The following is a 23,893-nucleotide window of genomic DNA, read 5'->3' on the forward strand; positions in this document are numbered from 1 at the left end:
GGCACCCCCCGACCGGTCCACCGCTCCCCCCGGCCGGTCAATCCCATTGCCGGTCAATCCCATTGCCGGTCACTTTCGTTGCCGGTCAATCCCGTTGCCGACCGGTCCGCGGCCCGGACATCATGCCCTCATGATCGACGCCACCGCACTCTCCGAGAAACCGGTGCTCACGGGCGACCGGATCCTTCTCACTCCGCTGTCGACACGCCATGCGGCCGCCTTCCACGCCTCCGCCATCGACCCGGAGACCCGCCGGCTGACCGGCACCCACCATGACTTCACGCTGGAGGAGCTGCAGGCGTGGTGCGCCGGCCGGGCCGACTGTCCGGACCGGCTGGACCTCGCCGTCGAGGACCGGGAGTCCGGCGCCTTCCTGGGCGAACTCGCGCTGAACGACATCGATGTCCCCAACGCCCGGGGCGGCTTCCGGATCGCCCTGGTCCCGGGCGCCACCGACCGCGGCATCGGCAGCGAGGCGATCCGGCTGCTCCTCGACTACGCCTTCGACCGGGTGGGCCTGCACCGCGTCCAGCTGGAGGTCTGGGACTACAACCCGCGCGCCCGGCGGGCGTACGAGAAGTGCGGCTTCGAAGTGGAGGGCCGGATGCGGGAGGCGCTGTTCTGGGACGGCGCGTGGCATGACGTGTTCGTGATGGCCGCGCTGCGGACGCGACGGGCCGGGAGCACGGACTGAGTGCGCGAACTGAGAGGCGCCAAGCTGGGGCGAGCACGGCAGCCCCTGTCTGCCGGGCTCGGGGGCCACCCTGACCGGCCCCGGCCCGCGCCCGTCGCTCGTCGCCCGTCGCCCGTCGCTCGTCGCCCGTCGCTCAGTAGTTTTCCCCGGTGAACGGCAGCCACTCGGTCTCCAGGGCGGCGTCCAGGCGGCGGACCGCACCCGGGGTGTGCTCGGTGGCCAGGCCGGCGTGGACGAAGTGCCGCAGCGGGGTGCCCCCTAGGTAGCAGGACCCCAGCTCCCTTACGTCCAGGGAGATATCGGGCGCCTCCCCGGCGGGTTCCCAGGTGGCACCGCCGGGACCGGCCGTCAGCCGGAAGCGGCCCGCGTTGGCCGGCAGGACGGTGTCGCGCAGGTCGACGACGAGGTCGACGGGGGCCGCCCAGGAGCGGGCGGTCAGTGCGGCACGGACGTCCAGCAGCCGGAGCCAGAGGGCGGGCTCCTGGCCGGTGACGCGTACCTGGTCGCGGTCGGCGGCGAGGTGGAGGAGCGGGTCGTCGGCGGGGCGGCCCGCGATCTCGACGGTCGAGGTGAGGTCGATCGAGACGAGATAGGACCACAGGGCGGCGGCGGCCGGTCCGGATTCCGCTTCGAGTTCGCCGACCCGGACCGCGCCGGCGCCGTTCCCGCCGGGGCCGCGGGTGCGGTACACCGCGTAGCCGCCGGGCGTCCGGCCGGGGGCACCGAGCACCACGACCTGCGCCGCCCCGAATCCGTCCTGCGCGGCTCTCATGCCGGCGCCGTCGAGGTCCAGCGCCCCGGAGCGCCACCAGCTCTCGTCGCGGGTGAACCGGCCGGCCCGCCGCGCCAGGGTCGCCTCGTAGCCCGGGGCGAGCACGGCGGGTGCCTCGGCCGGGTCGATCAGCCGCAGCGGGCGGTTGTCGGGGGCGGTACGGAGCGCGAGGGGGCGGGTGGAGTCGATCTGGATGCGGGAGACCTCGGTGGCGGCGCCGAAGCCGTAGCGGCCGTAGATGGCGCTCTCGGACGGCCACAGGCAGGCCAGTGGTCGCCCGTCGGCGGCGCAGCGGCGCCAGAACTCGTCCATCATCAAGGCGAGGATGCCGCGGCGCCGGTGCGTGGGCAGCACGGAGACGAAGTCCAGTGCGGCGCACGGGAGTTGGCCACCCGGGACGGAGAGGGTGCGGCGGTGCGCCCCGGCCACCCCGGCCAGCTGTCCGCCGTCGTACGCGCCGACGCGGAGGGCGGCCCTCAGCATCCATGCGTGCCGGCGCCGGGTCTTTTCGCCGGGCGTCATATGGAAGACGGAGTACGTCAGGTCCAGGGCCCGGTCGCAGTCGGGCTCCGGGATGTCGCGGAACTCCGTGGCGGTGCCGGCATCGTCGTCAGTGGTCACCGGGGAACGCTAACCCGTTGTGCCGTGACCGGCACCCGGTTATGTGCCACGGCGCGGTCCGTCACGTCTCCTTCCCCGCCTTCCCCCACCCTGCCGGAGCGGATGCCGTACGCCGCCTTCGGCGCCGTCATCCGCAGCACTCCGCCCGCCTCGTCCTCCACCGCTGCGCGCCCCCTGCGGCTCAGCGGGACGAAGGTCAGGGCGCCGCGCACTCCGCGTCGCATTCGTCGTAGGCGGCGCGGGCTGCCGCAATTTCCGCCTGGTGTCCCTCGGTCCAGGTGACCAGCGCCTGAATGGCGTCGTGCAGTGTGGCGCCCAGCGGAGTCAACTCGTACTCCACACGCGGCGGTACGACGGGGTGGACGGTGCGGCGGACGAGGCCGTCGCGCTCCAGCCGGCGGAGGGTGACGGTGAGCATGCGCTGGCTGATGCCGTCGATCTCGCGGCGGAGTTCGGTGAAGCGCAGTACCCGGCGGTCGAGCAGGGCGATGGCGAGCAGCGACCATTTGTCCGCCACCCGGTCGAGGATCTGGCGGACCTCGCAGCCCTCGCGGACGTCCCACTGGCGTGCGTCGGGATCGCGGTCGGCGGGGGTGGTGGTGTCGGTTCCCCCGGCGTGCGTCGGTGACTTCGAAGTGCCTTCTTCCACAGCCCCTCACGGTGCCGCACGATGCGGTCAGTAACAAGAGGTAACCGACCGCCTCGGTCTCACCACCATCCTGGCCGTCCACGTGAGGGGCACCGTCATGTCACATTCCGCGGCACCGCGCTGGGCGCTGCTTCTCGTCCTGTGCGGGGCGATCTTCCTGGAGGGGATCGACATCGGCATGCTGAATGTCGCCCATCCGCCGATCCGCGCCGAACTCGGCCTTACCACGGGCGAGTTGCAGTGGGTGATGAGCGCCTACGTCCTGGGCTACGGCGGTTTCATGCTGCTGGGCGGGCGGGCCGCCGATCTGTTCGGCCGGCGCCGGATGTTCCTGGTGCCGCTGGCCGTATTCGTGGTCTTCTCCGCGCTCGGCTATGCGCTGTTCCTGCCGGTCGGCGCGGACTGGACGTATCCGGCGATGCTCCCGAGCATGCTGCTGGTCGGCGTCGCCTTCGCGCTGGTCTACGGGCCACTGACGATCGTCGCCACGGACGGCATCGCACCTGCCGAACAGGGCCTGGCCGGCGGTCTGCTGTACACCTCGTTCCAGTTCGGCGCGGCGTTCGGGCTGGCCGCGGTCACCGCCGTGAGCACTGCCGCCGCGGGAGCGGGCAGAGCGCCCGGCGCACCGCTCGAGGCCTACCGTGCGGGCCTGGTCGTACCGACCGCCGCGGTCGTGCTCGCCCTGCTCATCGGGGTGTGGGGGCTGCGCGGGCGGCGCCCCGGACACGGCGCGGTGGCCGGTCGGTGCGTGACCGGAGCCACCGAGGCGTCGCGTAACAGATCCGTCGAAGTCGAAGTTCGCGCGGCGGCGGAGCACGGTGTGCGGCATGTCGTCGGTGACGACCGGCGGCCGGCTATCTCTTGCCGGTTCGGCAAGAGAAGTGGCATCACTGACGAGGGGGCAGCACGGTGTGCTGAATGAACACGGAAAAGATGCTGGAAGAGTTCGATGTCGTTGTCGTCGGCGGTGGAACCGCAGGTCTGTCCGGTGCGCTGACCCTGGCCCGGGCCAGGCGTTCGGTGTTGGTGCTCGATTCCGGGCAACCACGCAATGCCCTCGCGGACGCGGCCCACGGCCTGTTGTCGCGCGACGGGGTGTCGCCACGGGATCTGCTGCGCACCGGTCGTATCGAAGTCGCCCGCTACGGAGGCACGCTGCTCCAGGAAGGCGCGACGTCGGCACGCCGGACGGACGGCGGGTTCGTCGTGGGCACGCAGAGCGGCCGTACTTTTCGTGCCCGCCGTCTGCTGGTGACGACGGGCCTGGTGGACGAGCTGCCGCAGGTGCCGGGCCTTAGGGCACGGTGGGGGCGCGACGTGCTGCACTGCCCGTACTGCCACGGCTGGGAAGTGCGCGACAGGACGATCGGGGTGCTGGGCACCAGCGCCGTGTCGGTGCACCAGGCACTGCTGTTCCGCCAGTGGTCACCGCGTGTCGCGCTGTTTCTTCACTCCGGCCCCGAGCCGAGCGAGGAGCAGTGGGAGCGCCTCGCGGCACGCGGCATCGAGGTCGTACAGGGTGAGGTGTCCGGCCTGGATGTCACGGACGACGCCCTGAGCGGTGTCCGGTTGGCCTCGGGCCTGCGTGTCCCCGTGGACGCGCTGGTGGTGGCGCCACGGTTCGTGGCGCGCGGCGAGATCCTGTCCGGCCTGGGAGTCGACCCGGTGGAGCACCCCATGGGTGTGGGCGCCTATGTTCCCTCCGAGCCGGGCGGTGCGACCAAAACTCCCGGGGTGTATGTGGCGGGCAACGTCACCGATTTGATGGGCGGTCTGCCCGCGGCGCAGGCGTCCGGTGTGGCGGCGGCTGCGGCGATCAACGCCGACCTGGTGAATGCCGACGCCGACGAGGCAGTGGCCCGCCGCCGGTCCGCCCAGGTTTTCAGCGCGGCCGATGAGGCGCTCGTGTGCGAGCGGGTCCTGGGCGATCGCCGGCACGGCCTGGATTCGATGCTGCCCCCCGAATCCCGCCGGTGACGGGAGGGCATGCGCCCGGGCGCGAGGGCGTCAGGAGGCGGGGCGGGCGCGCAGATGGGCGCGTTCGCCCTGCTTGCCGAAGATGACCAGCAGCTCCACCGGCTGGTCGTTGTCGGGGCCCAGCCAGTGCGGGACGTGGGTGTCGAATTCCGCGACTTCCCCCGGCGCCATGACCAGGATGCGGTCGCCGAGGTGAAGGCGGAACCTGCCGTTGAGGACGTAGATCCACTCATAGCCCTCGTGCGTCCGGAGCTCGGGCTCGCCGGCAGTGGGGCTGATGACGAGTTTGTGCGCGTGCATGCCGCCCGGCCTGCGGGTCAGCGGCACGTACGTCATGCCGCCGCGCGTGACGGGGCGCAAATGAAGACGGGGATCACCCGTCTCCGGAGCGCCGACGAGCTCGTCGAGCGGGACGTTGTAGGCCCGGGCCAGGGGCAGCAGGAGTTCCAGGTTGGGTTTGCGGCCTCCGCCCTCCAGGCGGGAGAGCGTGCTTTCCGAGATCCCGGTGAGTTCGGCCAGTGCGGCCAGTGTGATGGCGTGCCGGCGGCGCAGGTCCCGCAGTCGGGGTCCGACGCCGGCCAACACGTTCTCGAATTCGTCCATGCGCCGCATCTTGCTGAACCGGCATGAATGATTGCAACTTTTCGGGGCCCGGGCGCACTCTCCTGGCGACGTGAGCCACGCACCTCGTAGCTCACCGAGGCAATCCCACCCCTCATCGCTCAGGAGAGCTGCCGATGTCTACTCCCGCTCGCACCGCCGGGAAGGTCCCGGATGCGGATGCGCCGGATCCGCGCCGGTGGATGGCGCTGATCGTCGCGTCGGTCGCCACCCTCATGGTCGTGCTCGATGTGTCCATCGTGAACATCGCGCTGCCGCAGGCGCAGAGCGACCTCGCGATGGGCGACGCGAACCGCCAGTGGATGATCACCGCCTACGCACTCGCCTTCGGAGGACTGCTGCTCCTCGGCGGGCGCATCGCCGACTTCGCCGGACGCAAGCGCATCCTCACCCTCGGGCTGCTGGGCTTCGCAGCAGCCTCCATGCTCGGCGGCCTGGCGTCCAACCCGGGCACCCTGTTCACCGCACGCGCCCTGCAAGGCGCCTTCGCCGCACTCCTGGCACCCGCGGCGCTCTCCCTCATCACCGTTGCCTTCACCGACCCCAAAGAACGCGCCAAGGCATTCGGAATCTTCGGTGCGTTCCAGGGCGGCGGAGGAGCCGTCGGGCTTCTCCTGGGCGGCGTCCTCACCGAGTACGCGGGCTGGCGCTGGTGCATGTACATCAACGTCCCCATCGCCCTGACCGTCGCTCTCGCCGCCCGCCGCTTCGTCAGGGAGAGCCGCGCCGCGGGCGACCGGCACTACGACCTTCCCGGCACTTTGCTGGTGACCGGCGGGCTGGTCGCCCTCGTCTACGGCTTCACCCAGGCCGCCGACGGCGGAGGCTGGACAGCTCCCGCCACCGTGATCCTCCTGGCGGCCGCCGTCCTGCTGCTGACCGCGTTCGTGCTCGTGGAACGCCGCACCGCCCACCCCCTGCTGCCGCTGCGGGTAGTCATGGAACGCAACCGTGCCGGAGTGTTCCTGGCCAACCTCCTCATCGGTGCCGGCATGTTCGGCATGAACCTCTTCATGACGTACTTCCTCCAGGTCAACCTCCACTACACCCCGCTCCAGGCCGGCATCGCCTTCCTGCCCTTCAGCGCCGGGATCATCGCCACCACCACACTCGGCCCGCCCCTGGTCACCCGCTTCGGCCCCAAGCCCCTGATGGTCGCCGGCACCGTCCTGGCCACCGCAGGACTGCTCTGGCTCACCCGCCTGGACACCGCCTCCGCCTACACCGGGGAGGTCCTGCCGGCCCAGATCCTCGTGAGTGCGGGCGTGGGCCTGTTCTTCCTGGCAGGCCCCAACGTCGCGCTGTCCGGCGTCGATCCGCGCGACGCCGGAGTGGCCAGCGCCGCACTCACCACCAGCCAGCAGATCGGCGCGGCCCTCGGCCCGGCACTCCTCAACACCCTCTACCTCGCCGCCGTCACCGGCTACCTCGACCCCCGCACCCCGGCCGGCGACGAAGCATCCCGCGCCCTGCAGCTTCAGGGCTTCCTGCACGGCTACCACATCGCGTTCATCGTCGCCGGTGCCCTCCTGGCCGCAGCCGTCCTCGCCCTGACCCTCCTGGTGAAGACATCCAAGACCCCCGCAGACACACAGCCCACCGCCCCCGTCCCCACCCACTGACCGGAAAGGCGCCACCCCGATGAACGACCCCACCCGAGAAGCTCAGGCCCCTGCCGAGGCGGCACGGTTCTGGGAGAACCTCTACCGCGGCAAGGACGCCGTGTGGAAGGGCGACCCCAACCCGGTGCTCGCCGAAACCGCCGCACAGCTCACCCCGCCCGGACGGGCCCTGGACCTGGGCTGCGGCGAAGGCGGCGACACCGTCTGGCTCGCGATCCACGGCTGGCAGGTCACCGCCGTCGACATCGCCCCCACCGCACTGCGACGCGTCACCCAGCACGCAGCCCGCGCAGGCGTCGCCGACCGCGTGAAGCCCCAGCAGCACGACCTCGCCGAAACCTTTCCCACCGGGACGTTCGACCTCGTCAGCGCCCAGTACCTCCAGACCCCCTACCACCTGCCCCGCGCCGACGTGCTGCGCCAGGCCGCCCACGCCCTCGCCCCCGGCGGGCTCCTCCTCATCGTCGACCACGGCTCGGTGCGCCCCTGGGCCTGGAACACCGACCCCGACACCCGCTTCCCCCGCCCCGAGGAAATCTTCGACGAACTCGCCCTGGAAGCAGCCCAGTTCACTGCCGCCCGCCTGGCATCCCCCGAGCGCGAGGCGACCGGCCCGGACGGCCGGAAAGCAACCGTGACCGACACCGTCGTCGCCGCCCGGCGTAGCTGAAAACCCCACCGCACCGCACCCTGGCCGGCCCGCGTCACGACGCGCGCAGCTTCAATTCTTTCCAGGAGACCCCCATGGCAGACCTCTTCGAGCCGGTGACCGTCGGCAAGTGGACACTGAACAACCGCATCGTCATGGCACCCATGACCCGCAACCGCGCCACCCCCGACGGCGTACCGACCGACCTCATGGCCACCTACTACGGCCAGCGAGCCACCGCCGGGCTGATCATCACCGAAGGCGTGCAGCCCAGCACCGTGGGCCAGGGGTACATGAACTCACCCGGCCTGCACACCCCCGCCCAGACCGCCGCCTGGCGCACCGTCGCCGACGCCGTCCACCAGCACGGCGGGCGCATCGTCGCGCAGATCATGCACGCCGGACGCATCTCACACCCCGACAACAAGCACCACGCCGAAACCGTCGCCCCCAGCGCCATCGCCGCACCCGGCGAGATGTTCACCGCCACCGGCCCCCAACCCCACCCCACCCCCCGCGCACTGGGCACTGACGAAATCCCCTCTGTCATCGACGAATACGCCCACGCCGCACGGGCCGCCGTCGACGCCGGACTCGACGGCATCGAGCTCCACGCCGCCAACGGCTACCTGCTCCACCAGTTCCTCGCCCCCAACACCAACCAGCGCACCGACTCCTACGGCGGCACCCCCGAGGCACGCGCCCGCTTCGTCATCGAGGTCGCCCAGGCCGTCTCCGACGCCATCGGCAGCGAACGCGTCGGCATCCGCATCTCACCCGCCATCAACCTCCACGGCGCCATCGAGGACAACGCGGACGACACCGCCGCCACCTACCGCACGCTCGTGGACGCCCTCTCCGCCATGGGCCTGGCCTACCTGCACACCATCGGAGACCCCACCACGCCCCTCATCGAGGACCTCACCCACCGCTTCGCCGGCCCTCGCCTCGTCAGCAACGGCTGGGACCCGGTCACTGACGCTGCCATCGCCCAGGCCCTCCTCGACAACGACCAGGCTGACCTCGTCGCTGTCGGCCGCGCCTTCATCGCGAACCCCGACCTCGTTCAGCGCTGGCAGACCCAGGCACCCCTGAACCAGCCCGACGTGAACACGTTCTACGGCGGCGACCACCGCGGTTACACCGACTACCCGGCCGCCCAAGGTCTCGCAGGGGAGCGCCGGTTCGGCCTCGGGCCTGTTCACCACCGCCATGCATCTGGGCATCGCCCTCGGCACCGCGCTGACCGCGCCCTTGCGGATGACCAGAGTGGTTACTCAGCGCTACGTGACCGTTCGTCGTAGCTATACGAGAACAGGACCCCGTAGGGGCGCCGGGTACTCCTGTAGGGGCCGGGGCGCTCCCGTACGAGGAATGGGCCGGCCCTCCCCCGTGAAGGCCGGCCCGCTGCCCGTCGGCTACTTGTCGGCGGTCAGTGTCCCCGCCGCGCCCCAGCTGTCGGTGGGGACTTCTCCTGCCAGCCGGTGGCGGGCCGGGACGACACCTACCGTTTCCGTGAGTTCCAGCTCATCCCCGATACCGAGAATGACGCCGAGCCGATCACGTACATCGTGCAATGCGCGGTGTGCGAGGAGACCGGCGAGCCCAACAAGGACCAGGCCGCCGCGCACGCGTGGGCGACGGGACACCTGAAGGCGAACCCGGAGCACTGCACCTATCGGGAGTTCATCACGCGCCCGTGCCGATTCGAGCCGGGAGCGTGGCAGTGATGGCCAAGACCGCTGTCACATGAGTCACCCGCATGGCCCCACTCCCTCACGCCACCGACCCGATCCGCCCCACCCGACGGGCCGTGTCGTGGTGGATGGGGGTGTGCGCGCCGGTCAGCGGTACGCCGGTGCCGCCGCGGCGGTTGGCGACGATTTCGGCGGCGATGGACAGTGCGGTCTCCTCGGGGGTGCGGGCGCCGAGGTCGAGGCCGATGGGCGAGCGCAGGCGGTTGAGTTCGAGTTCGGTCAGGCCGGTGTCACGCAGCCGCCGCAGGCGGTCCAGGTGGGTGCGGCGGGAGCCCATCGCGCCGACGTAGGCGACCGGGAGCTTGAGTGCCCGCTCCAGCAGCGGGACGTCGAACTTGGCGTCGTGGGTCAGCACGCACAGCACCGTGCGGGCATCGAGGTCTTGGGAGTCCAGGTAGCGGTGCGGCCAGTCGACGACGATCTCGTCGGCGTCCGGGAAGCGGGTGCGGGTGGCGAAGACGGGGCGGGCGTCGCAGACCGTGACGTGGTAGTTGAGGAACTTGCCGACCTTGACCAGCGCGGAGGCGAAGTCGATCGCGCCGAAGACGATCATGCGGGGCGCGGGGACGGAGGATTCGACGAGGAGAAGGACAGGCCTGCCGCACTGCTCCCCGTACGGCTGGTCCCCACCCGGCTGATTCCCACCCGGCTGCTCCGCGCCCTCGCCCCGGGCGCCGTCCCCGGGTGCCGGGCCCGACCCGATCTCGACCGTGGTGGTGCGCCCGGCGTCCAGCAGGGCGCGGGTCTGTGCGAGCGCGGTGCGGTCGAGGGCGGGGTGGCCGCCGAGGGTGCCGGTGTGGCTGCCGTCGGGGCGGACCAGCAGGGCACGGCCGCGGAGCTCGGCAGGGCCGTCGATGATCCGGGCGAGGGCCGCCGCCTCCCCCGTGGCGGCGGCGGCCAGCCCGGCGGCGAGCGTGTGGGCGGTGCCGTCCGCCGGCTCTCCCGGCGCCTGGCTGCCCGCGGAGCGCCCGCCCGCGGATACCGGCTGGACGAGGATGTCGATGACGCCGCCGCAGGTCAGGCCCACGGCGAAGGCATCCTCGTCGCTGTAGCCGAAGCGCTCCAGTACCGGCTCGCCGGTCCGCAGCGCCTCCTGGCACAGTTCGTACACCGCCCCCTCCACACATCCGCCGGAGACCGACCCGATCGCCGTGCCGTCACTGTCGACGGCCAGGGCGGCTCCGGGCCGGCGGGGCGCGCTGCCGTGCGTGGCCACCACGGTGGCCACCGCGAAGTCGCGGCCCTGCCCGACCCACCGGTGCAGCTCTTCGGCGATGTCCAGCATGTCGGTCTCCTTACGGACGGATGGGGTTCCCGCTCGGGCGAAGCCGAGAGCGGGGAGGGCGGGCGGTTACTTGACGCCCAGCCACTGCTCGATCGGATGGAGCGAGAAGTAGACGACGAAGATCGCGGCCAGCACCCACATGAAGCCGCCGATCTCGCGCCATTTGCCCTGTGCCGCCTTAATGGCAACGTAGGCGATGACGCCCCCGCCCACACCTGCGGTGATGCTGTAGGTGAACGGCATGAGGGCCACGGTCAGGAAGACCGGGATGGACACCGAGCGGTCGCGCCAGTCCACGTGGCCTGCGGCGCTCATCATCATCGAGCCGATGACGACGAGGGCGGCCGAGGCGACCTGGGCCGGTACGAGCTGGGTGACCGGGGTGAAGAACAGGCAGGCCGCGAAGAGCAGGCCGGTGACGACGGACGACAGGCCGGTACGGGCGCCCTCGCCGACACCGCTCGCCGATTCGATGAACACGGTCTGGCCGGAGGCGCCGGCCACCCCGCCGATCGCCCCGCCCGCGCCGTCCACGAACAGCGCCTTCGACAGGCCCGGCATCCGGCCCTGGTCGTCGGCCAGCTTGGCCTCGGTGCCGACGCCGATGATGGTGGCCATGGCGTCGAAGAAGCCGGCCAGCACCAGGGTGAAGACGATCATGCCGACGCTCAGCGCGCCGATCGAGCCCCAGCCGCCGAATTCGACATGGCCGAAGAGGCCGAAGTCGGGCATCGCGACCGCGCCGCCGCTCAGCTCCGGGGGCGTACCGCCCCAGTCCTTGGCCGTGAGGCCGCCGATCCTGGTCGCGGCGATGGACAGCACACTGCCGGCCACGATGCCGATGAGGATCGCGCCGGACACCTTGCGGGCCTGCAGCATGAAGATCAGCAGCAGGGTGACGCAGAAGAACAGGACCGGCCAGCCGGACAGCTGCCCGGTCAGGCCCAGGGTGACGGGGCCGCCCTCGCCCTTGCCCACGAAACCGGCCTTCACCAGCCCCAGAAGGGCGACGAACATGCCGATGCCCATGGTGATGGCGTGCTTGAGCGCCAGCGGGATGGCGTTCATGATCATCTCGCGGAGGCCGGTGACCACCAGGAGGCAGATCACCACGCCGTAGACCACACACATGCCCATCGCCTGCGGCCAGGTCATGTGCGGGACGACCTGGGCGGTCAGTGTGGCGGAGACGTTCAGGCCGGCTGCCAGGGCCAGCGGTACCTTGCCGATGAAGCCCATCAGCAGCGTGGAGACAGCCGCGGCCAGCGCGGTCGCGGTGACCACCCCCGCATGCGCGAGGGTGTTCTTCTCCACGTCCGGGGTCGACAGGATCAGCGGGTTGAGCAGGAGGATGTAGCACATCGCCATGAAGGTGGTGATGCCGCCGCGCACCTCTTGCGCAAGCGTCGATCCTCTGTCGGAGATGTGGAAGTACCGGTCGAGCCAGGACCGGCCGGCGGGCTGGCGCGAGCCGGCGCCCGCGTCTTCCGCCGTGGTCCTCGGCTCGGTGGACTGCTGGGTCATGGTGCCTTACTCCCAAGGTTCACAGGGGCACTCGCCGCGAGGTGCGAGATTTGGGATGGATTCCGGCTGCACGACCCGGGGGACGGCCCGAGACGAACGGGGGTACTGGCTCCGCCGGAGCGGAGCAGCGACTGCGTGGTGCGCGGTGTGTGGTGGGACTCCGGGCGGTGAGCGGAGGAGGACGGACAGGGACACCCCTGACACCCACCGCCCGGAGACCGGTGTCCGGGGTCTCGCCCCCGGACGGTCTCTAGGTGCCGGTGAGGTGTTCGGGCCGTACCGGCGTCTTGGTGAGCTCCAGCCCGGTCGCGTTCCGGATCGCCGCGAGGACGGCCGGGGTGGACGACAGGGTGGGGGCCTCGCCGATGCCGCGCAGCCCGTAGGGGGCGTGCTCGTCGGCGAGTTCGAGCACATCGACCGGGATGGTCGGGGTGTCGAGAATCGTGGGGATGAGGTAGTCCGTGAAGGAGGGGTTGCGCACCTTCGCGGTCTTGGGGTCGACGATGATCTCCTCCATGACCGCCACGCCCAGCCCCTGGGTGGTCCCTCCCTGGATCTGGCCGACGACGGACAGCGGGTTGAGTGCCTTGCCGACGTCCTGGGCGCAGGCCAGCTCGATGACCTTGACCAGGCCGAGTTCGGTGTCCACCTCGACGACCGCGCGGTGGGCCGCGAAGGAGTACTGGACATGGCCGTTGCCCTGGCCGGTGTGCAGGTCGAAGGGCTCGGTGGGGCGGTGGCGCCACTCCAGCTCCAGGTCGACCGCCTCGTCCTCCAGCACGTCCGCCAGATTGGCCAGCACCTCGCCGCCGTCGGTGACGACCTTGCCGCCCTCCAGCAGGAGTTCGGCGGTCGCCCAGGCCGGGTGGTACGTGCCGAACTTGCGCCGGCCGATGTCGAGGACCTGTTCGCGGACGTGCTCACAGGTGTTCTTGACGGCGCCGCCGGTGACATAGGTCTGGCGGGAGGCGGAGGTGGATCCGGCCGAGCCGACCCGGGTGTCGGCGGGCTGGATGGTGACCTGCTGGACCCCCAGCTCGGTACGGGCGATCTGGGCGTGGACGGTGACACCGCCCTGGCCGACCTCCGCCATCGCGGTGTGGACGGTGGCGACCGGCACCCCGCCGACGACCTCCATCCGCACCCGGGCGGTGGAGTAGTCGTCGAAGCCCTCGGAGAAGCCGACGTTCTTGATGCCGACGGCGTAGCCGATGCCGCGGACCACGCCCTCGCCGTGGGTGGTGTTGGACAGTCCGCCGGGCAGCGCACGGACGTCGGCACCCGCCCCGGCCGTCAGCCACTGCTGCTCCGGCGGGAGCGGCATCGCCTTGACCCGGCGCAGGAGTTCGGCGACCGGGGCCGGGGAGTCGACCGGCTGGCCGGTGGGCATGATCGTGCCCTGCTCCATGGCGTTGAGCTGCCGGAATTCGACCGGGTCCATGCCCAGCTTCTTGGCGACCTTGTCCATCTGCGCCTCGTAGGCGAAGCAGGCCTGGACGGCGCCGAAGCCGCGCATCGCCCCGCAGGGCGGGTTGTTGGAGTAGAGCGCGATGGCCTCGATGTCGACGTCGTCGACGACGTACGGGCCGACGGCGAGCGAGGAGGCGTTGCCGACGACGGCCGGGGAGGCAGAGGCGTAGGCGCCGCCGTCCAGCACGATGCGGCACTTGAGGTGGGTGAGCTTGCCGTCCTTGGTGGCGCCGTGCTCGTACCAGAGCCTGGCCGGGTGCCGGTGGACGTGCCCGAAGAAGGACTCGAACCGGTTGTAGACGATCTTGACGGGCTTGCCGGTGCGCAGCGCCAGGAGGCAGGCGTGGATCTGCATCGACAGGTCCTCACGGCCGCCGAACGCGCCGCCGACGCCCGAGAGCGTCATCCGCACCTTCTCCGGGGGCAGGCCGAGGACCGGGGCGATCTGACGCAGGTCGGAGTGCAGCCACTGGGTGGCGACGTACAGGTCGACGCCGCCGTCCTCGCCGGGTACCGCGAGGCCGGACTCCGGGCCGAGGAAGGCCTGGTCCTGCATGCCGAAGACGTACTCGCCCGAGACGATGACATCGGCCTTCTTCGCGGCCTCGGCGGCGTTGCCGCGGATGATCGGCTGGCGGTGGACGATGTTCGGGTGCGGTACGTGCCCGATGTGGTGGTCGGTGCGGTTCTCGTGGACCAGCGGGGCGCCCTCGGCGGTGGCGGAGGCCTCGTCGGTGACGACCGGCAGCTCGGCGTAGTCGATCTTGATCTTGGCGGCGGCGCGGCGCGCGGTCTCGGGGTGGTCGGCGGCGACCAGCGCGACCGGCTCCCCGTGGTGGCGCACCTTGCCGTGTGCGAGAACCGGCGTGTCCTGGATCTCCAGGCCGTAGTTCTTCACCTCGGTGGGCAGATCGTCGTAGGTCAGGACGGCGTAGACGCCGGAGGTCGCCAGCGCCTCGGAGGTGTCGATCGACCTGATCTCGGCGTGCGCGGTGGTGGAGCGCAGGGTGTAGCCCCACAGCATGTCCTCGTGCCACATGTCCGAGGAGTAGGCGAACTCGCCGGTCACCTTGAGGGTGCCGTCGGGCCGCAGCGTGGACTCACCGATGCCGGCCTTGGTCTGGCCGCCCTGGGTGAGGTTCGTGGGCGTACGGCCCGGAGCCGTCGCGAGGCGGGTCTCCTTGTCTGCCATGGCGATCAGGCCCCCTGTCCGGCGGTACGGGACTCGCCGCGGGCGGCCGCCAGCCGGACCGCGTCGAGGATCTTCTCGTAGCCCGTGCAGCGGCACAGGTTGCCCGACAGCGCCTCACGGATGTCGGCGTCCGACGGGGAGTCGTTGCGCTCCAGCAGCTCATCGGCGGCGACCAGCAGGCCCGGGGTGCAAAAGCCGCACTGGACCGCGCCCGCGTCGATGAACGCCTGCTGGATCGGGGCGAGTTCGGTCCCCTCACCGGCATGCGAATCCGCCGGACGGGCCTGCCACCGCTGGGCCTGGTCGATGCTCGTACCGCAGGCGCCGGAGGCACAGCCGCCGTTCTCGGCGCGCTGCTTGGCGAAGTCCGCCAGGCCCTCGACGGTCACCACGTCGCGGCCCTCGACCTGGCCCGCGGCGACCAGACAGGAGCACACCGGGACACCATCCAGACGGACCGTGCAGGAGCCACATTCGCCCTGCTCACAGGCGTTCTTGGAGCCGGGCAGGCCCATCCGCTCGCGGAGGACGTACAGCAGGCTCTCGCCTTCCCAGACGTCGTCGGCCTCCTGCTGGCGGCCGTTGACGGTGAATGTCACGCGCACTGTGCGCTCCTCTCCTTGCCCCGGTAGGACTCCCAGGTCCAGCCGAGGGTGCGGCGCGCCATGATGCCGACCGCATGCCTGCGGTACTTGGCGCTGCCGCGCACATCGTCGATCGGGTTGCAGGCGCCGGAGGCGAGCTGCGCGAACTGCTTGGCGAGGGACGGCGGGAGGGGCGCGCCCGACTCCCAGAAGCCGCCCTCCTCCAGCGCCGCGGCGAGGAAGTCCTCGGCCTCCCGCGCCCGTACGGGGGTGGGCGCGGCGGAGCCGATGCCGGTGCGCACCGTGCGGGCGGTGGGGTGCAGCGCGATACCGAAGGCGCAGACCGCGATGACCATGGCGTTGCGGGTGCCCACCTTGGAGAACTGCTGCGGGCCGTCCGCCTTGGGCAGATGCACCGACCGGATCAGCTCGTCGGCCTCCATGGCGTTGCGCTTGACGCCGGTGTAGAAGTCGTCGATCGGGATCATCCGGCGGCCGCGTACGGATTCCACCTCGACCTCGCAGCCGGCCGCGAGCAGCGCGGGGTGCGCGTCGCCGGCCGGGGAGGCGGTGCCGAGGTTGCCGCCGACGCCGCCGCGGTTGCGGATCTGCGGGGAGGCCACCGTGTGGGAGGCCAGGGCCAGGCCCGGGAGTTCGGCCCGCAGGTTCTCCATGATCTGCGTGTACGTGACGGAGGCACCCAGGCGCACGGTCTTCTCGCCGACCTCCCACTCGCTCAGGTCACCGATGCGGTTCAGGTCGAGCAGGTACGCGGGGCGGCGGTGGTCGAAGTTGATCTCGACCATCACGTCCGTGCCGCCCGCGATGGGCACAGCGGTCGGGTGCTCGGCCTTGGCGGCGAGCGCCTCCTCCCAGCTGGCGGGGCGAAGGAAGTCCATCGTTGGCCTCTTCTACGAATTCTACGAAATCGGGTCGTTCGCTACTCATGGTGAGGACGCTGCGCCGGCATCGCCACGGAGTCGTTCCTTCATGTCTTGTTCATGGGGATGAGTTCAGTGAACGCGCCCGGCACCCGCCCGGTGCAGTCACCGAAACCATGAAGCGGTTGGCTGGCCACACCACATGTCTTGTAGATTCGAACGAAAGACGAGGCTAGGAAACCTCGCGGCATTCCACCGGCAACACCAGACAGCAAAGAACGGCGGGCGAGGTCATGCGGCTCCGCGCACTCCTGGACACCCACACCCTTGGCCTCCGGCTCCTCGGGGGCGAGGAAGAGCTGGACCGCACGGTACGCGGCGTGATGACCACCGACCTGCGTGACCCCAGCCGCTACCTCTCCGGCGGCGAACTGGTGCTGACGGGGCTGGCGTGGCGCCGTGAACCGGAGGACTCCGAGCGGTTCGTGCGCATCCTGGCCACCGCGGGGGTCGCCGGGCTCGCGGCGGGCGAGGCGGAGCTGGGCTCGGTCCCCGACGACCTCGTACAGGCCTGCCTGCGCCACCGGCTGCCGCTGTTCTCCGTCGTCGAGGACGTCTCGTTCGCCTCCATCACCGAGCATGTCGTCCGCCAGGTCTCCAGCGAGCGGGCGGGCGATCTGGCGGCCGTGGTGGACCGCCACCGGCGGCTGATGACGTCGGGCCCCACGGGCGGCGGCCCGGAGGTGGTCCTGGACCTGCTCGGCTCCGACCTGGACCTGCGGGCCTGGGTGCTCTCCCCCACGGGCCGGCAGATCGCGGGCTCCACACTGGCGGACGCCGGGCCCGAGCTCTCCGGTGACCTGGCCGCCCATCTCGCGGGCGAGCATCTGGCGGCGGCCCGTTCGGGGCGCCGGGGCCCGCATCGCGTCACGGTCGAGGGCGGCGCCGCGACGGGGGCCGCCGCGGACGAGGCCCGGGGGAAGCCCGAGGAGGGACGTCGGCCCGGCGAGGGGCCTGCGAGCTCCACCTTCTCCCTCTTCCCGATCCGCCACGAGGGCCGTGACCTGCGCCGGACGCTGCTGAGCGACTGGCTGCTGGCCGTCGAGGCGGACGCCGGCGACTGGTCCGAAGAGCGCCTTGACCTGCTGCACGGCGTCACCCAGCTGATCGTCGTGGAACGCGACCGGCGCGATGCCGCCCGTACGGTGCGCCGCCGGCTCGCCCAGGAGGTCCTGGAGCTCGTCCAGACCGGCGCTCCGCCCGCCGAGATCGCCGCCCGGCTGCGGGTGGCGGCTCCTGTGCTGCTGCCGGGACTGGGCGCGGCCCCGCACTGGCAGATCGTGGTGGCCAGGGTCGAGTGGGAGGACGGCGACGTCCCCGGCGGCCCGGTGGCGCAGAGCCTGCTGGAGGAAATGCTGGTCGACCCCGGCACGTTCGGCCCGGAGCCCTCCGACCGGATCGCCGTGGCACACACCGGCGACGAGGCGGTGGCGCTGGTGCCGCTGCCCGTCCCGGACGAACCCGGCGCCGCCTCGACGAGCGGGCTGCACGCCCATGAGCTGCTGTCCGCCGTCCGCGCACCCCTGGGCCGCGGTCTGGCGGACGACGGGCGGCTGACGGTCGGGGTGAGCGCCGCGGTCCACTCCGCCGAGGGCCTGCGCGGCGCCCTGGAGGAGGCCCGGCACGCCCGCCGGGTCGCCGCGGCCCGTCCGGGCCGGGTCTGCGCCGCCGGGCACGAGGAGCTGGCCTCGCACGTCCTGCTGCTGCCCTTCGTGCCGGACGACGTCCGACGGGCCTTCACCGCCCGCCTCCTGGACCCGCTGCGCGACTACGACCGCAAGCACCGCGCCGAGCTGATCCCCACCCTGGAGGCGTTCCTGGACTGCGACGGCTCCTGGACCCGCTGCGCCAGCCGCCTGCACCTGCACGTCAACACCCTCCGCTACCGGGTGGGCCGCATCGAGCAGCTGACCGGCCGCGACCTGTCCCGCCTGGAGGACAAGCTCGACTTCTTCCTGGCGCTGCGGATGAGCTGACGGCGCGGGCGCGCGTCACGCCGCGATCGCGGGTCACGGCGGCGTCCGGGTCACGGCGTCGTCCCCGTCACGGCGTCGTCCATGTCATGCGCCGCCGAGCGACTGCCCGCGTCCGCGGCCCGTCCGGGCCCCGCCGTTCGATCCGGCGGGGCCCATTACGCCATTCGGGGTAACTCGATCGGGCGTCATCGAGCGTCATCGGGCGTCATCGCGGGACCCGTCGGGGTGCCACGGGCCCGCCGCACGGTGCGGCGATGTGCCCGATCAGGGCCGCGCCCGCGGTCCGGAACGCCCGCCCGGGGATTGTGAATTCATTCACCCACCCCCTTGGCCGGGCGGCGGGATCCGTGCTGAGATTCGCCCACTGCTTCCAACTTCCAGCTCAATGGCGCGCTCGGGGAGGGCAATGTGGCGGATACCGCCATGCCGGAATCCGCGGATTCCGCGGACCCGGTGAGTTCTGCGGACCCGGTCGGTTCTGCGGTCGTGGTACCGCTCGCGGTACCGGCACCGGCATCCGCACCGGAGACAGGATCACTCGGCACGGTCGAGGGGGACAGCCCCCTGGACCGTGCCGTTTGGCGTCTGCGCTCCCGGGGCTGCTGGGACGACGCGGCCGCCCTGCTGGAACCGCACGCCGTCCGGCACGCGCCGTCCGCGCTGCGCCGCGCCGCGCTGCTGGTCGAACGGTGCATGTTCACGGCCACCGGCTGGGCCGGGGCCGAGGACGCGCTGCGCGCCGCCGAGGCGCTGGCGGGCGACGACGACGAGCGGGGCGGCGCGGCCTGCGAACGCGGCCATCTCGCGTACGCCGCCACGGTCCTGGGCGTCCGCGACCGCGCCGATGAGGCCCGCTCGGCACTCGGCCGGGCCGCCGCGCTGCTGGCGCCCACCGCGGCCGGCCGCCCGCTGCTGGACTTCCGCCGCGGCCTGATGGCCGAGCATGTCGCCGACAGCCCGGACGCGGCGCGGGCCGCCTACCGCCGTGCGCACGCCGGCGCCACCGCGCACGGCGACACCCTGCTGCTGTCCTTCACCTGGCGCCATCTGGCCGGGCTCGCGCTGCGCGACGGCGAGTTGGCGGAAGCCCAGCACGGTTTCGCCGAGTCCCTGCGGATCCGCGAGGAGCTGGGCTTTCTGGTCGGCACGGCACCGGCCCTCGCGGCACTGGCCGACGCCGCCCCGGACGCCGACGCGGACCGGCTGCGCGCCGAGGCGGCCCGGCTCTTCCGCCTGATGGGCGGCGTCCCCACCTGGCTCGCCGACCATCTGTCCACCGGCGTCACGGCGACCTAGGGAATATCCGCCACGCGGCCCCGGCGAATGCCGCCAGCGGCCCCGGCGAGTGCCCGCCAGCAGCGTCGGCGGATGCCCGCCACACTTACGTACGGCGGCCGGTCCTCCACTCTCCGTGGCGGGCCGGCCGCCTCGTTCGCCGTCACCCTCTCCCGCTCGATCCGCCGCCTGTGCCCCCTCGTTCCGTCACCGTCAACCCCTCATCACCGGCCATGCCGGATCTTTCGACGATTGGCCGGATTCCTGTGGTCCCGGCGGTGGATCGGCCGGGCCGCGGTGGTTGCGGCCCGGCCGGCCGCCGACGCGCCAGGGGAACCCTGAGGTGGGACTATGAGCCGAAGGCCCGGGGCAGGGATGTCTCACGACGCCCCACAGGCCCCGAGAATGGCCGCAAGTCGCACTGTGAGGCGGCAGCGGGGTATGGATGCTGGTCCGGGACCAGCCCGGCCCCACCCACTGGCACAGCCTTTCAGGAGGCCACATGACAGCAGGAGTGACCAACACGACCGCTGCGAGCGACTGGGGCAAGGCAGATTTCGAGGCGATCTACAACTGCCCGGATCCCCGTCGGTACTTCACCACACTGCACCCCCTGGACTACCAGATTCCGCACCACGGCCAAGCGGTGTTCCGCGCCGTGGCCGAGTCCCTGCAGCGGCACCGCAGCGACCGCCCGCCCTTGAACGTCGTCGACCTCTGCTGCTCGTACGGGGTCAACGCCGCACTGCTCAACCACGAGCTGTCCCTCACCGACCTCTACGGCCGCTATACCGTGAACGGCAAGGCGCAGCCGTCCACCGCCCAACTCCTGGAAGAGGACCGCACGTTCTTCGCCACCCGGCGGCGTGCCGAACCCCTCAGGGTGACCGGCATCGACGCGGCGGACCGCGCGGTCGGCTACGCCCGGGCGGTCGGCCTGCTCGACCACGGCTTCGCGGAGAACCTGGAATTCGACGACCCGAGCCCGGAACTGCGGAAGGTACTGGCCGGCACCGACCTGATCACCGTCACCGGCGGCGTCGGCTATATCTCCGCCCGCACCTTCGCCCGCCTCTTCGACTGTGTGTCCTCGCCGCCGTGGGTCGCCGCGTTCGTGCTGCGCGAGGTGTCCTACCGGCCGATCTCCGCCCTGCTGGCCCGGGCCGGCCTGGTGACGGAGAGACTCACCACCCGTACGTTCCGTCAGCGGCGGTTCGCCGACGGCAACGAGCGACAGGCGGCGTTCGAGGCGCTGGCCGCCCGCGATCTGTCCACCGCACACAAGGAAGCCGACGGCTTCTACCACGCCGATCTCTACCTCTCCCGGCCCGCCGCCGATGTCGCGGCGCTGCCACTGGAGGAACTGCTGCCCGGCTGAGCCGACGGCGCCGCCCGGCTGAGCGGTCGGCGGACCGGCTCAGTGCGGGTGGCGCGCCACCGACACGTGCTCGCGGGCGATCCGCTCGGCCACCGCGTACTCCTGGGCGACCAGGGCGTCGAGCAGCGCCGTGTGCTCGGAGGCGTCGGCCAGCAGCTCGGCGGTACGCCGCCGGGAGCCGCCGGCCGGCGGCCACTGCGCACGGCGGAGCAGATCGCCGGTGACCTCGGTGAGCCTGCGATTGCCGGTGAGCGACATCAGGGCGTCGTGGAAGGCGTGGTCGGCCTCGGCGTAGCCGACGCTGTCACCGCGGGCGGCGGCCGTGACGCCCGCGTCGGCGAGCGGGCGCAGCCCCTCCCAGCGCTCAGGAGGCAGCGCCCGCGCCAGCCGGACGATCGCGGGCACCTCCAGCATCGCCCGGACCTCGGCCAGCTCGGCGAGGTCGCGGGGGCTGCGCTCGGCGACCCGGAAGCCGCGGTTGGGCACGACCTCGACGGCGCCTTCCCCCGCGAGCTGCTGCATGGCCTCCCGGACCGGGGTCGCCGAGACGCCGTAGCGCTCGGCGAGCGCGGGCGCGGAGTAGACCTCGCCCGGGGCCAGCTCCCCGCCGACCAGCGCATGGCGCAGCGCGGCCAGCACCTGGCCGCGGACGGAGTGCCGCCGGGGCGCGGCGGGGCCGGTCTGCGCGGGCACCCACGCCCCGGCGCACGGCTCCCGTTCCGCTGTGCCCTGCTCCATGACGGTTCCTCCTGACGTTTCCAGCACCATAGGCGGCGCACGCCCCAGTTCAAATCCGGGGAGCCGTCCGGAAGTCGCCGGGAAGCCGCGCGGGCCACCGGGACTGACGTTCAGCGAGCACGGGTAAGCCTTCAGGTAAGGTAAGCCTTACCTGTCGACGATCGCGATTCGGTGGTCTCCCGCATGACTCGTGCCCCCGCCGCCCCGCCTGCCGTCCACCCCGTCGCCGAGGCCTACGCCCGGCTCTCCGCGGCCTTCCCCGGCCTGCGGGTGACCCTGTGGGACGCCGCCCCGCCCAGCGGCGACGGCTGGGTGTGCGCGGCCGGGCTCGCGGCCGGCGGCGAGAGCCTGGATGCCTTCCTCGCCTGGGACGACGCGCAGATCGTGCGGGATTACGGACAGCGCGCCCGTCCGGACGTCATCGCGAGCTTCGCCCTGCACCGCTACGCCTGGCCCGCCTGCCTGCTGATCACCCTCCCCTGGTTCCTGCACCGCCGGGTCCCGCACCTGCCCGTGCAGGACGTCTCCTTCCAGCGCGAGCTGGGCAGGATGGCGGTGCGGATCAGCACCTTCAGCTGCCTCCCGGACGACCCCGCCGCGGCGCGGCCCGGCGCCCGGGTCGTACCGGACGAGGAGGCCCTGCGGGCGGAGGTACGGGCGGCGGTGGCCCAGCACCTCCGGCCCGTGCTGGAGGGCTTTGGCACCCGGATGCGGCGCGGGCCGCGGGCGCTGTGGGGCATGGCGTCCGACGAGGTCGTGGAGGGCCTGTGGTACCTCGGGCACCTCCTGGGCGAGGAGCCACGCGCCGTGGCCGAGCTGGAGTTGCTGCTGCCGGGCGCCACCGCTCCGTACGTGGGCGGTGCGGGATTCCGCGAACTGACCGGGCCGCGCGGCCGGTCGCTGGCGACCCGGGACCGTGCCAGCTGCTGCATGTTCTACACACTGCGCCCCGAGGACACCTGCGTCACCTGCCCGCGCACCGCGGACGAGGAGCGCATCAGGCGCCTCACCGCGGGCACTTGACCTCTGCGGCGGGCCGGGTCGAGCCCGCCGCCCCGCGCCGCACGGGCGGCACGGGGAACGGTGCCCGCGGGGAGGTGCACCGGGGTTACAGGCTGGGCAGATCGAAGAAGATCATCGGGTTGTGGCGGCTGTCGCGGACCGGCTCGTCGAGCCCGAGGCCCTTCTTGATCTCGGCTATCTCCGCGTACTCCGCCGGGGACTTGGCCGGCGACGGCGTGAAGAACTCCACGTTGTTCTCGGCGAGCCACTTGACGATGACGGAGCCCTCGCTGAACGGCTTGGGGCGACGCCCGTGGTAGACGTCGTGCACGCTGGTGGGCGTGCCGCCGGGCACGGCCGGGAACAGGTTCTCTATGTACCAACGGGCAAAGCGCGCACCGTGGTCGGCGTCGATGAACAGGTAGTCGACATCCTGCGGAATGCTGCCCAGATTCTCGCGGACATCGCCCTTGGTGAAGGTCCACTGGCCGGTCAGCTCACCCGGCACATTGCGCACCACGTGGTCCACGATGTCGAACGAGTACAGATGTCCGGTGCCGTTGTCGCGCAGCGCGCTCAGCTGCCAGATGGTGGACCAGCCGTAGAAAGTGCCGATCTCCACCACCTTCGCGGGCCGCAGCTCGCGCAGCCGCATGTAGGAGATCTCCGCCTCCACGTCGTCCAGCTGAGCCTTCATGGCCTTGCCGCGCTCCCTCAGGAGACTGCGCTGGGCGTCCTTGACCTTCCTCAAGTCGGCCTCGTACTTGGTGTACAGAGTGCGCAGCGAATCGAGAGAGAGTGCTTCCATTGCTCCTCCAAGGAATACCGGAAGGGCCGCTCCGGCCGCTTCCGTGACGTTCGGACGGGCCGGCCCGACGGCTTGCGAGCGGTACGCCCGCGCCCGGTCCATGGCGTGTTCTCCGCCTCACGGAAGGCGGTACACAGCACCACGAGCACGATCGCGGATACCGGTACCCAGCCGATGCGGACCGGCACCCACGGCGGGTGATCGGGATTGACGTGCAATCCCGACAACGGCCGCCCCGTTCCGGGGGAGGTCACCGTGACCGTGAGCATGGCCGTCTGATGCCAGAGAAAGATCGTGATCGCCGAAAGGTTTATCACGGTCGCTCCTGCCCAGGCGAATTGCCCGGGACGGCCCC

Annotated in this window: 21 protein-coding genes; 11 read left to right on the top strand and 10 right to left on the bottom strand. The window is 71.8% G+C overall.

Annotated features, from left to right (window positions below; genetic code table 11):
- The first annotated feature begins 130 nt into the window (after positions 1–130).
- Positions 131–694, top strand: coding sequence for a GNAT family N-acetyltransferase (locus D9V36_RS09675; protein ID WP_129293400.1), 564 nt, complete (start codon positions 131–133; stop codon positions 692–694).
- A gap of 133 nt (positions 695–827) precedes the next feature.
- Here D9V36_RS09675 and D9V36_RS09680 read toward each other — a convergent pair whose 3' ends face one another.
- Together D9V36_RS09680 and D9V36_RS09685 are read right to left on the bottom strand one after the other, a co-directional pair.
- Positions 828–2,087 carry a GNAT family N-acetyltransferase gene (locus D9V36_RS09680; protein ID WP_129293401.1) on the bottom strand — a complete coding sequence of 420 codons (1,260 nt, stop codon included), beginning with the start codon at positions 2,085–2,087 and terminating at the stop codon, positions 828–830.
- A gap of 196 nt (positions 2,088–2,283) precedes the next feature.
- A complete protein-coding gene (locus tag D9V36_RS09685; RefSeq protein WP_129293402.1) occupies positions 2,284–2,736 on the bottom strand; it encodes a winged helix-turn-helix transcriptional regulator in 453 nt (150 codons plus the stop codon).
- 97 nt (positions 2,737–2,833) lie between these two features.
- On the opposite strand from D9V36_RS09685, the gene D9V36_RS09690 reads away from it, so the two are divergent.
- Together D9V36_RS09690 and D9V36_RS09695 are read left to right on the top strand one after the other, a co-directional pair.
- Positions 2,834–3,661, top strand: a complete 828-nt coding sequence (locus D9V36_RS09690) for an MFS transporter (RefSeq protein WP_129293403.1) — start codon at positions 2,834–2,836, stop codon at positions 3,659–3,661.
- Complete coding sequence (locus tag D9V36_RS09695; RefSeq protein ID WP_129293404.1) at positions 3,658–4,716, top strand: NAD(P)/FAD-dependent oxidoreductase; 1,059 nt, start codon at positions 3,658–3,660, stop codon at positions 4,714–4,716. The genes D9V36_RS09690 and D9V36_RS09695 overlap by 4 nt, the downstream gene beginning before the upstream one ends.
- A 30-nt stretch (positions 4,717–4,746) precedes the next feature.
- On the opposite strand, the gene D9V36_RS09700 is transcribed toward D9V36_RS09695, so the two are convergent.
- Positions 4,747–5,319, bottom strand: coding sequence for a helix-turn-helix domain-containing protein (locus D9V36_RS09700; RefSeq protein ID WP_206739633.1), 573 nt, complete (start codon positions 5,317–5,319; stop codon positions 4,747–4,749).
- Positions 5,320–5,453: 134 nt separating this feature from the next.
- Here D9V36_RS09700 and D9V36_RS09705 point away from each other — a divergent pair, with 134 nt between their 5' ends.
- The 4 genes from D9V36_RS09705 to D9V36_RS09720 all read left to right on the top strand — a co-directional run bounded on the left by D9V36_RS09705 (position 5,454) and on the right by D9V36_RS09720 (position 9,338).
- Positions 5,454–6,959 carry an MFS transporter gene (locus D9V36_RS09705; protein ID WP_129293406.1) on the top strand — a complete coding sequence of 502 codons (1,506 nt, stop codon included), beginning with the start codon at positions 5,454–5,456 and terminating at the stop codon, positions 6,957–6,959.
- A gap of 19 nt (positions 6,960–6,978) precedes the next feature.
- Positions 6,979–7,629 carry an SAM-dependent methyltransferase gene (locus D9V36_RS09710; protein ID WP_129293407.1) on the top strand — a complete coding sequence of 217 codons (651 nt, stop codon included), beginning with the start codon at positions 6,979–6,981 and terminating at the stop codon, positions 7,627–7,629.
- A gap of 74 nt (positions 7,630–7,703) precedes the next feature.
- Positions 7,704–8,912: an alkene reductase gene (locus D9V36_RS09715; RefSeq protein WP_241720773.1), complete on the top strand. Its 1,209-nt coding sequence runs from the start codon at positions 7,704–7,706 to the stop codon at positions 8,910–8,912.
- Between the two features lie 180 nt (positions 8,913–9,092).
- On the top strand, positions 9,093–9,338 hold the full coding sequence (locus D9V36_RS09720) for a hypothetical protein (RefSeq protein ID WP_129293408.1): 246 nt from the start codon (positions 9,093–9,095) through the stop codon (positions 9,336–9,338).
- Positions 9,339–9,384: 46 nt separating this feature from the next.
- Here the strand turns inward: D9V36_RS09720 and D9V36_RS09725 are convergent, their stop codons facing one another.
- The 5 genes from D9V36_RS09725 to D9V36_RS09745 form a co-directional block, all read right to left on the bottom strand.
- Complete coding sequence (locus D9V36_RS09725) at positions 9,385–10,650, bottom strand: XdhC family protein (RefSeq protein ID WP_129293409.1); 1,266 nt, start codon at positions 10,648–10,650, stop codon at positions 9,385–9,387.
- Between the two features lie 66 nt (positions 10,651–10,716).
- Positions 10,717–12,174 (bottom strand): NCS2 family permease, encoded by a 1,458-nt coding sequence (locus D9V36_RS09730; protein ID WP_129293410.1) that lies wholly within the window; start codon positions 12,172–12,174, stop codon positions 10,717–10,719.
- A 250-nt stretch (positions 12,175–12,424) separates the two neighbouring features.
- Positions 12,425–14,836, bottom strand: coding sequence for a xanthine dehydrogenase family protein molybdopterin-binding subunit (locus D9V36_RS09735; protein WP_129293411.1), 2,412 nt, complete (start codon positions 14,834–14,836; stop codon positions 12,425–12,427).
- A gap of 5 nt (positions 14,837–14,841) precedes the next feature.
- Positions 14,842–15,441, bottom strand: coding sequence for a (2Fe-2S)-binding protein (locus D9V36_RS09740; protein ID WP_129293412.1), 600 nt, complete (start codon positions 15,439–15,441; stop codon positions 14,842–14,844).
- Positions 15,432–16,319 (bottom strand): FAD binding domain-containing protein, encoded by an 888-nt coding sequence (locus D9V36_RS09745; protein ID WP_129293413.1) that lies wholly within the window; start codon positions 16,317–16,319, stop codon positions 15,432–15,434. Before D9V36_RS09745 ends, D9V36_RS09740 begins: the two co-directional genes overlap by 10 nt.
- Before the next feature lie 275 nt (positions 16,320–16,594).
- Between D9V36_RS09745 and D9V36_RS09750 the strand changes: the two genes are divergently transcribed.
- The 3 genes from D9V36_RS09750 to D9V36_RS09760 all read left to right on the top strand — a co-directional run bounded on the left by D9V36_RS09750 (position 16,595) and on the right by D9V36_RS09760 (position 20,990).
- Positions 16,595–18,337 (top strand): PucR family transcriptional regulator, encoded by a 1,743-nt coding sequence (locus D9V36_RS09750; protein WP_129293414.1) that lies wholly within the window; start codon positions 16,595–16,597, stop codon positions 18,335–18,337.
- 408 nt (positions 18,338–18,745) lie between these two features.
- The gene (locus D9V36_RS09755) at positions 18,746–19,633 is read left to right on the top strand and encodes a hypothetical protein (RefSeq protein ID WP_241720774.1); all 888 of its coding nucleotides are present in this window, start codon (positions 18,746–18,748) and stop codon (positions 19,631–19,633) included.
- 481 nt (positions 19,634–20,114) lie between these two features.
- Positions 20,115–20,990 carry a hypothetical protein gene (locus D9V36_RS09760; RefSeq protein WP_241720775.1) on the top strand — a complete coding sequence of 292 codons (876 nt, stop codon included), beginning with the start codon at positions 20,115–20,117 and terminating at the stop codon, positions 20,988–20,990.
- Between the two features lie 39 nt (positions 20,991–21,029).
- On the opposite strand, the gene D9V36_RS09765 is transcribed toward D9V36_RS09760, so the two are convergent.
- Positions 21,030–21,728 (bottom strand): GntR family transcriptional regulator, encoded by a 699-nt coding sequence (locus D9V36_RS09765; RefSeq protein WP_129293415.1) that lies wholly within the window; start codon positions 21,726–21,728, stop codon positions 21,030–21,032.
- Between the two features lie 183 nt (positions 21,729–21,911).
- On the opposite strand from D9V36_RS09765, the gene D9V36_RS09770 reads away from it, so the two are divergent.
- A complete protein-coding gene (locus D9V36_RS09770; RefSeq protein WP_129293416.1) occupies positions 21,912–22,751 on the top strand; it encodes a (2Fe-2S)-binding protein in 840 nt (279 codons plus the stop codon).
- 85 nt (positions 22,752–22,836) lie between these two features.
- Here D9V36_RS09770 and D9V36_RS09775 read toward each other — a convergent pair whose 3' ends face one another.
- On the bottom strand, positions 22,837–23,538 hold the full coding sequence (locus D9V36_RS09775; protein ID WP_129293417.1) for a class I SAM-dependent methyltransferase: 702 nt from the start codon (positions 23,536–23,538) through the stop codon (positions 22,837–22,839).
- Positions 23,539–23,893: the final 355 nt, after the last annotated feature.

This window comes from Streptomyces lydicus (assembly GCF_004125265.1).
GTDB classification, from domain to species: Bacteria; Actinomycetota; Actinomycetes; order Streptomycetales; family Streptomycetaceae; genus Streptomyces; species Streptomyces lydicus_C.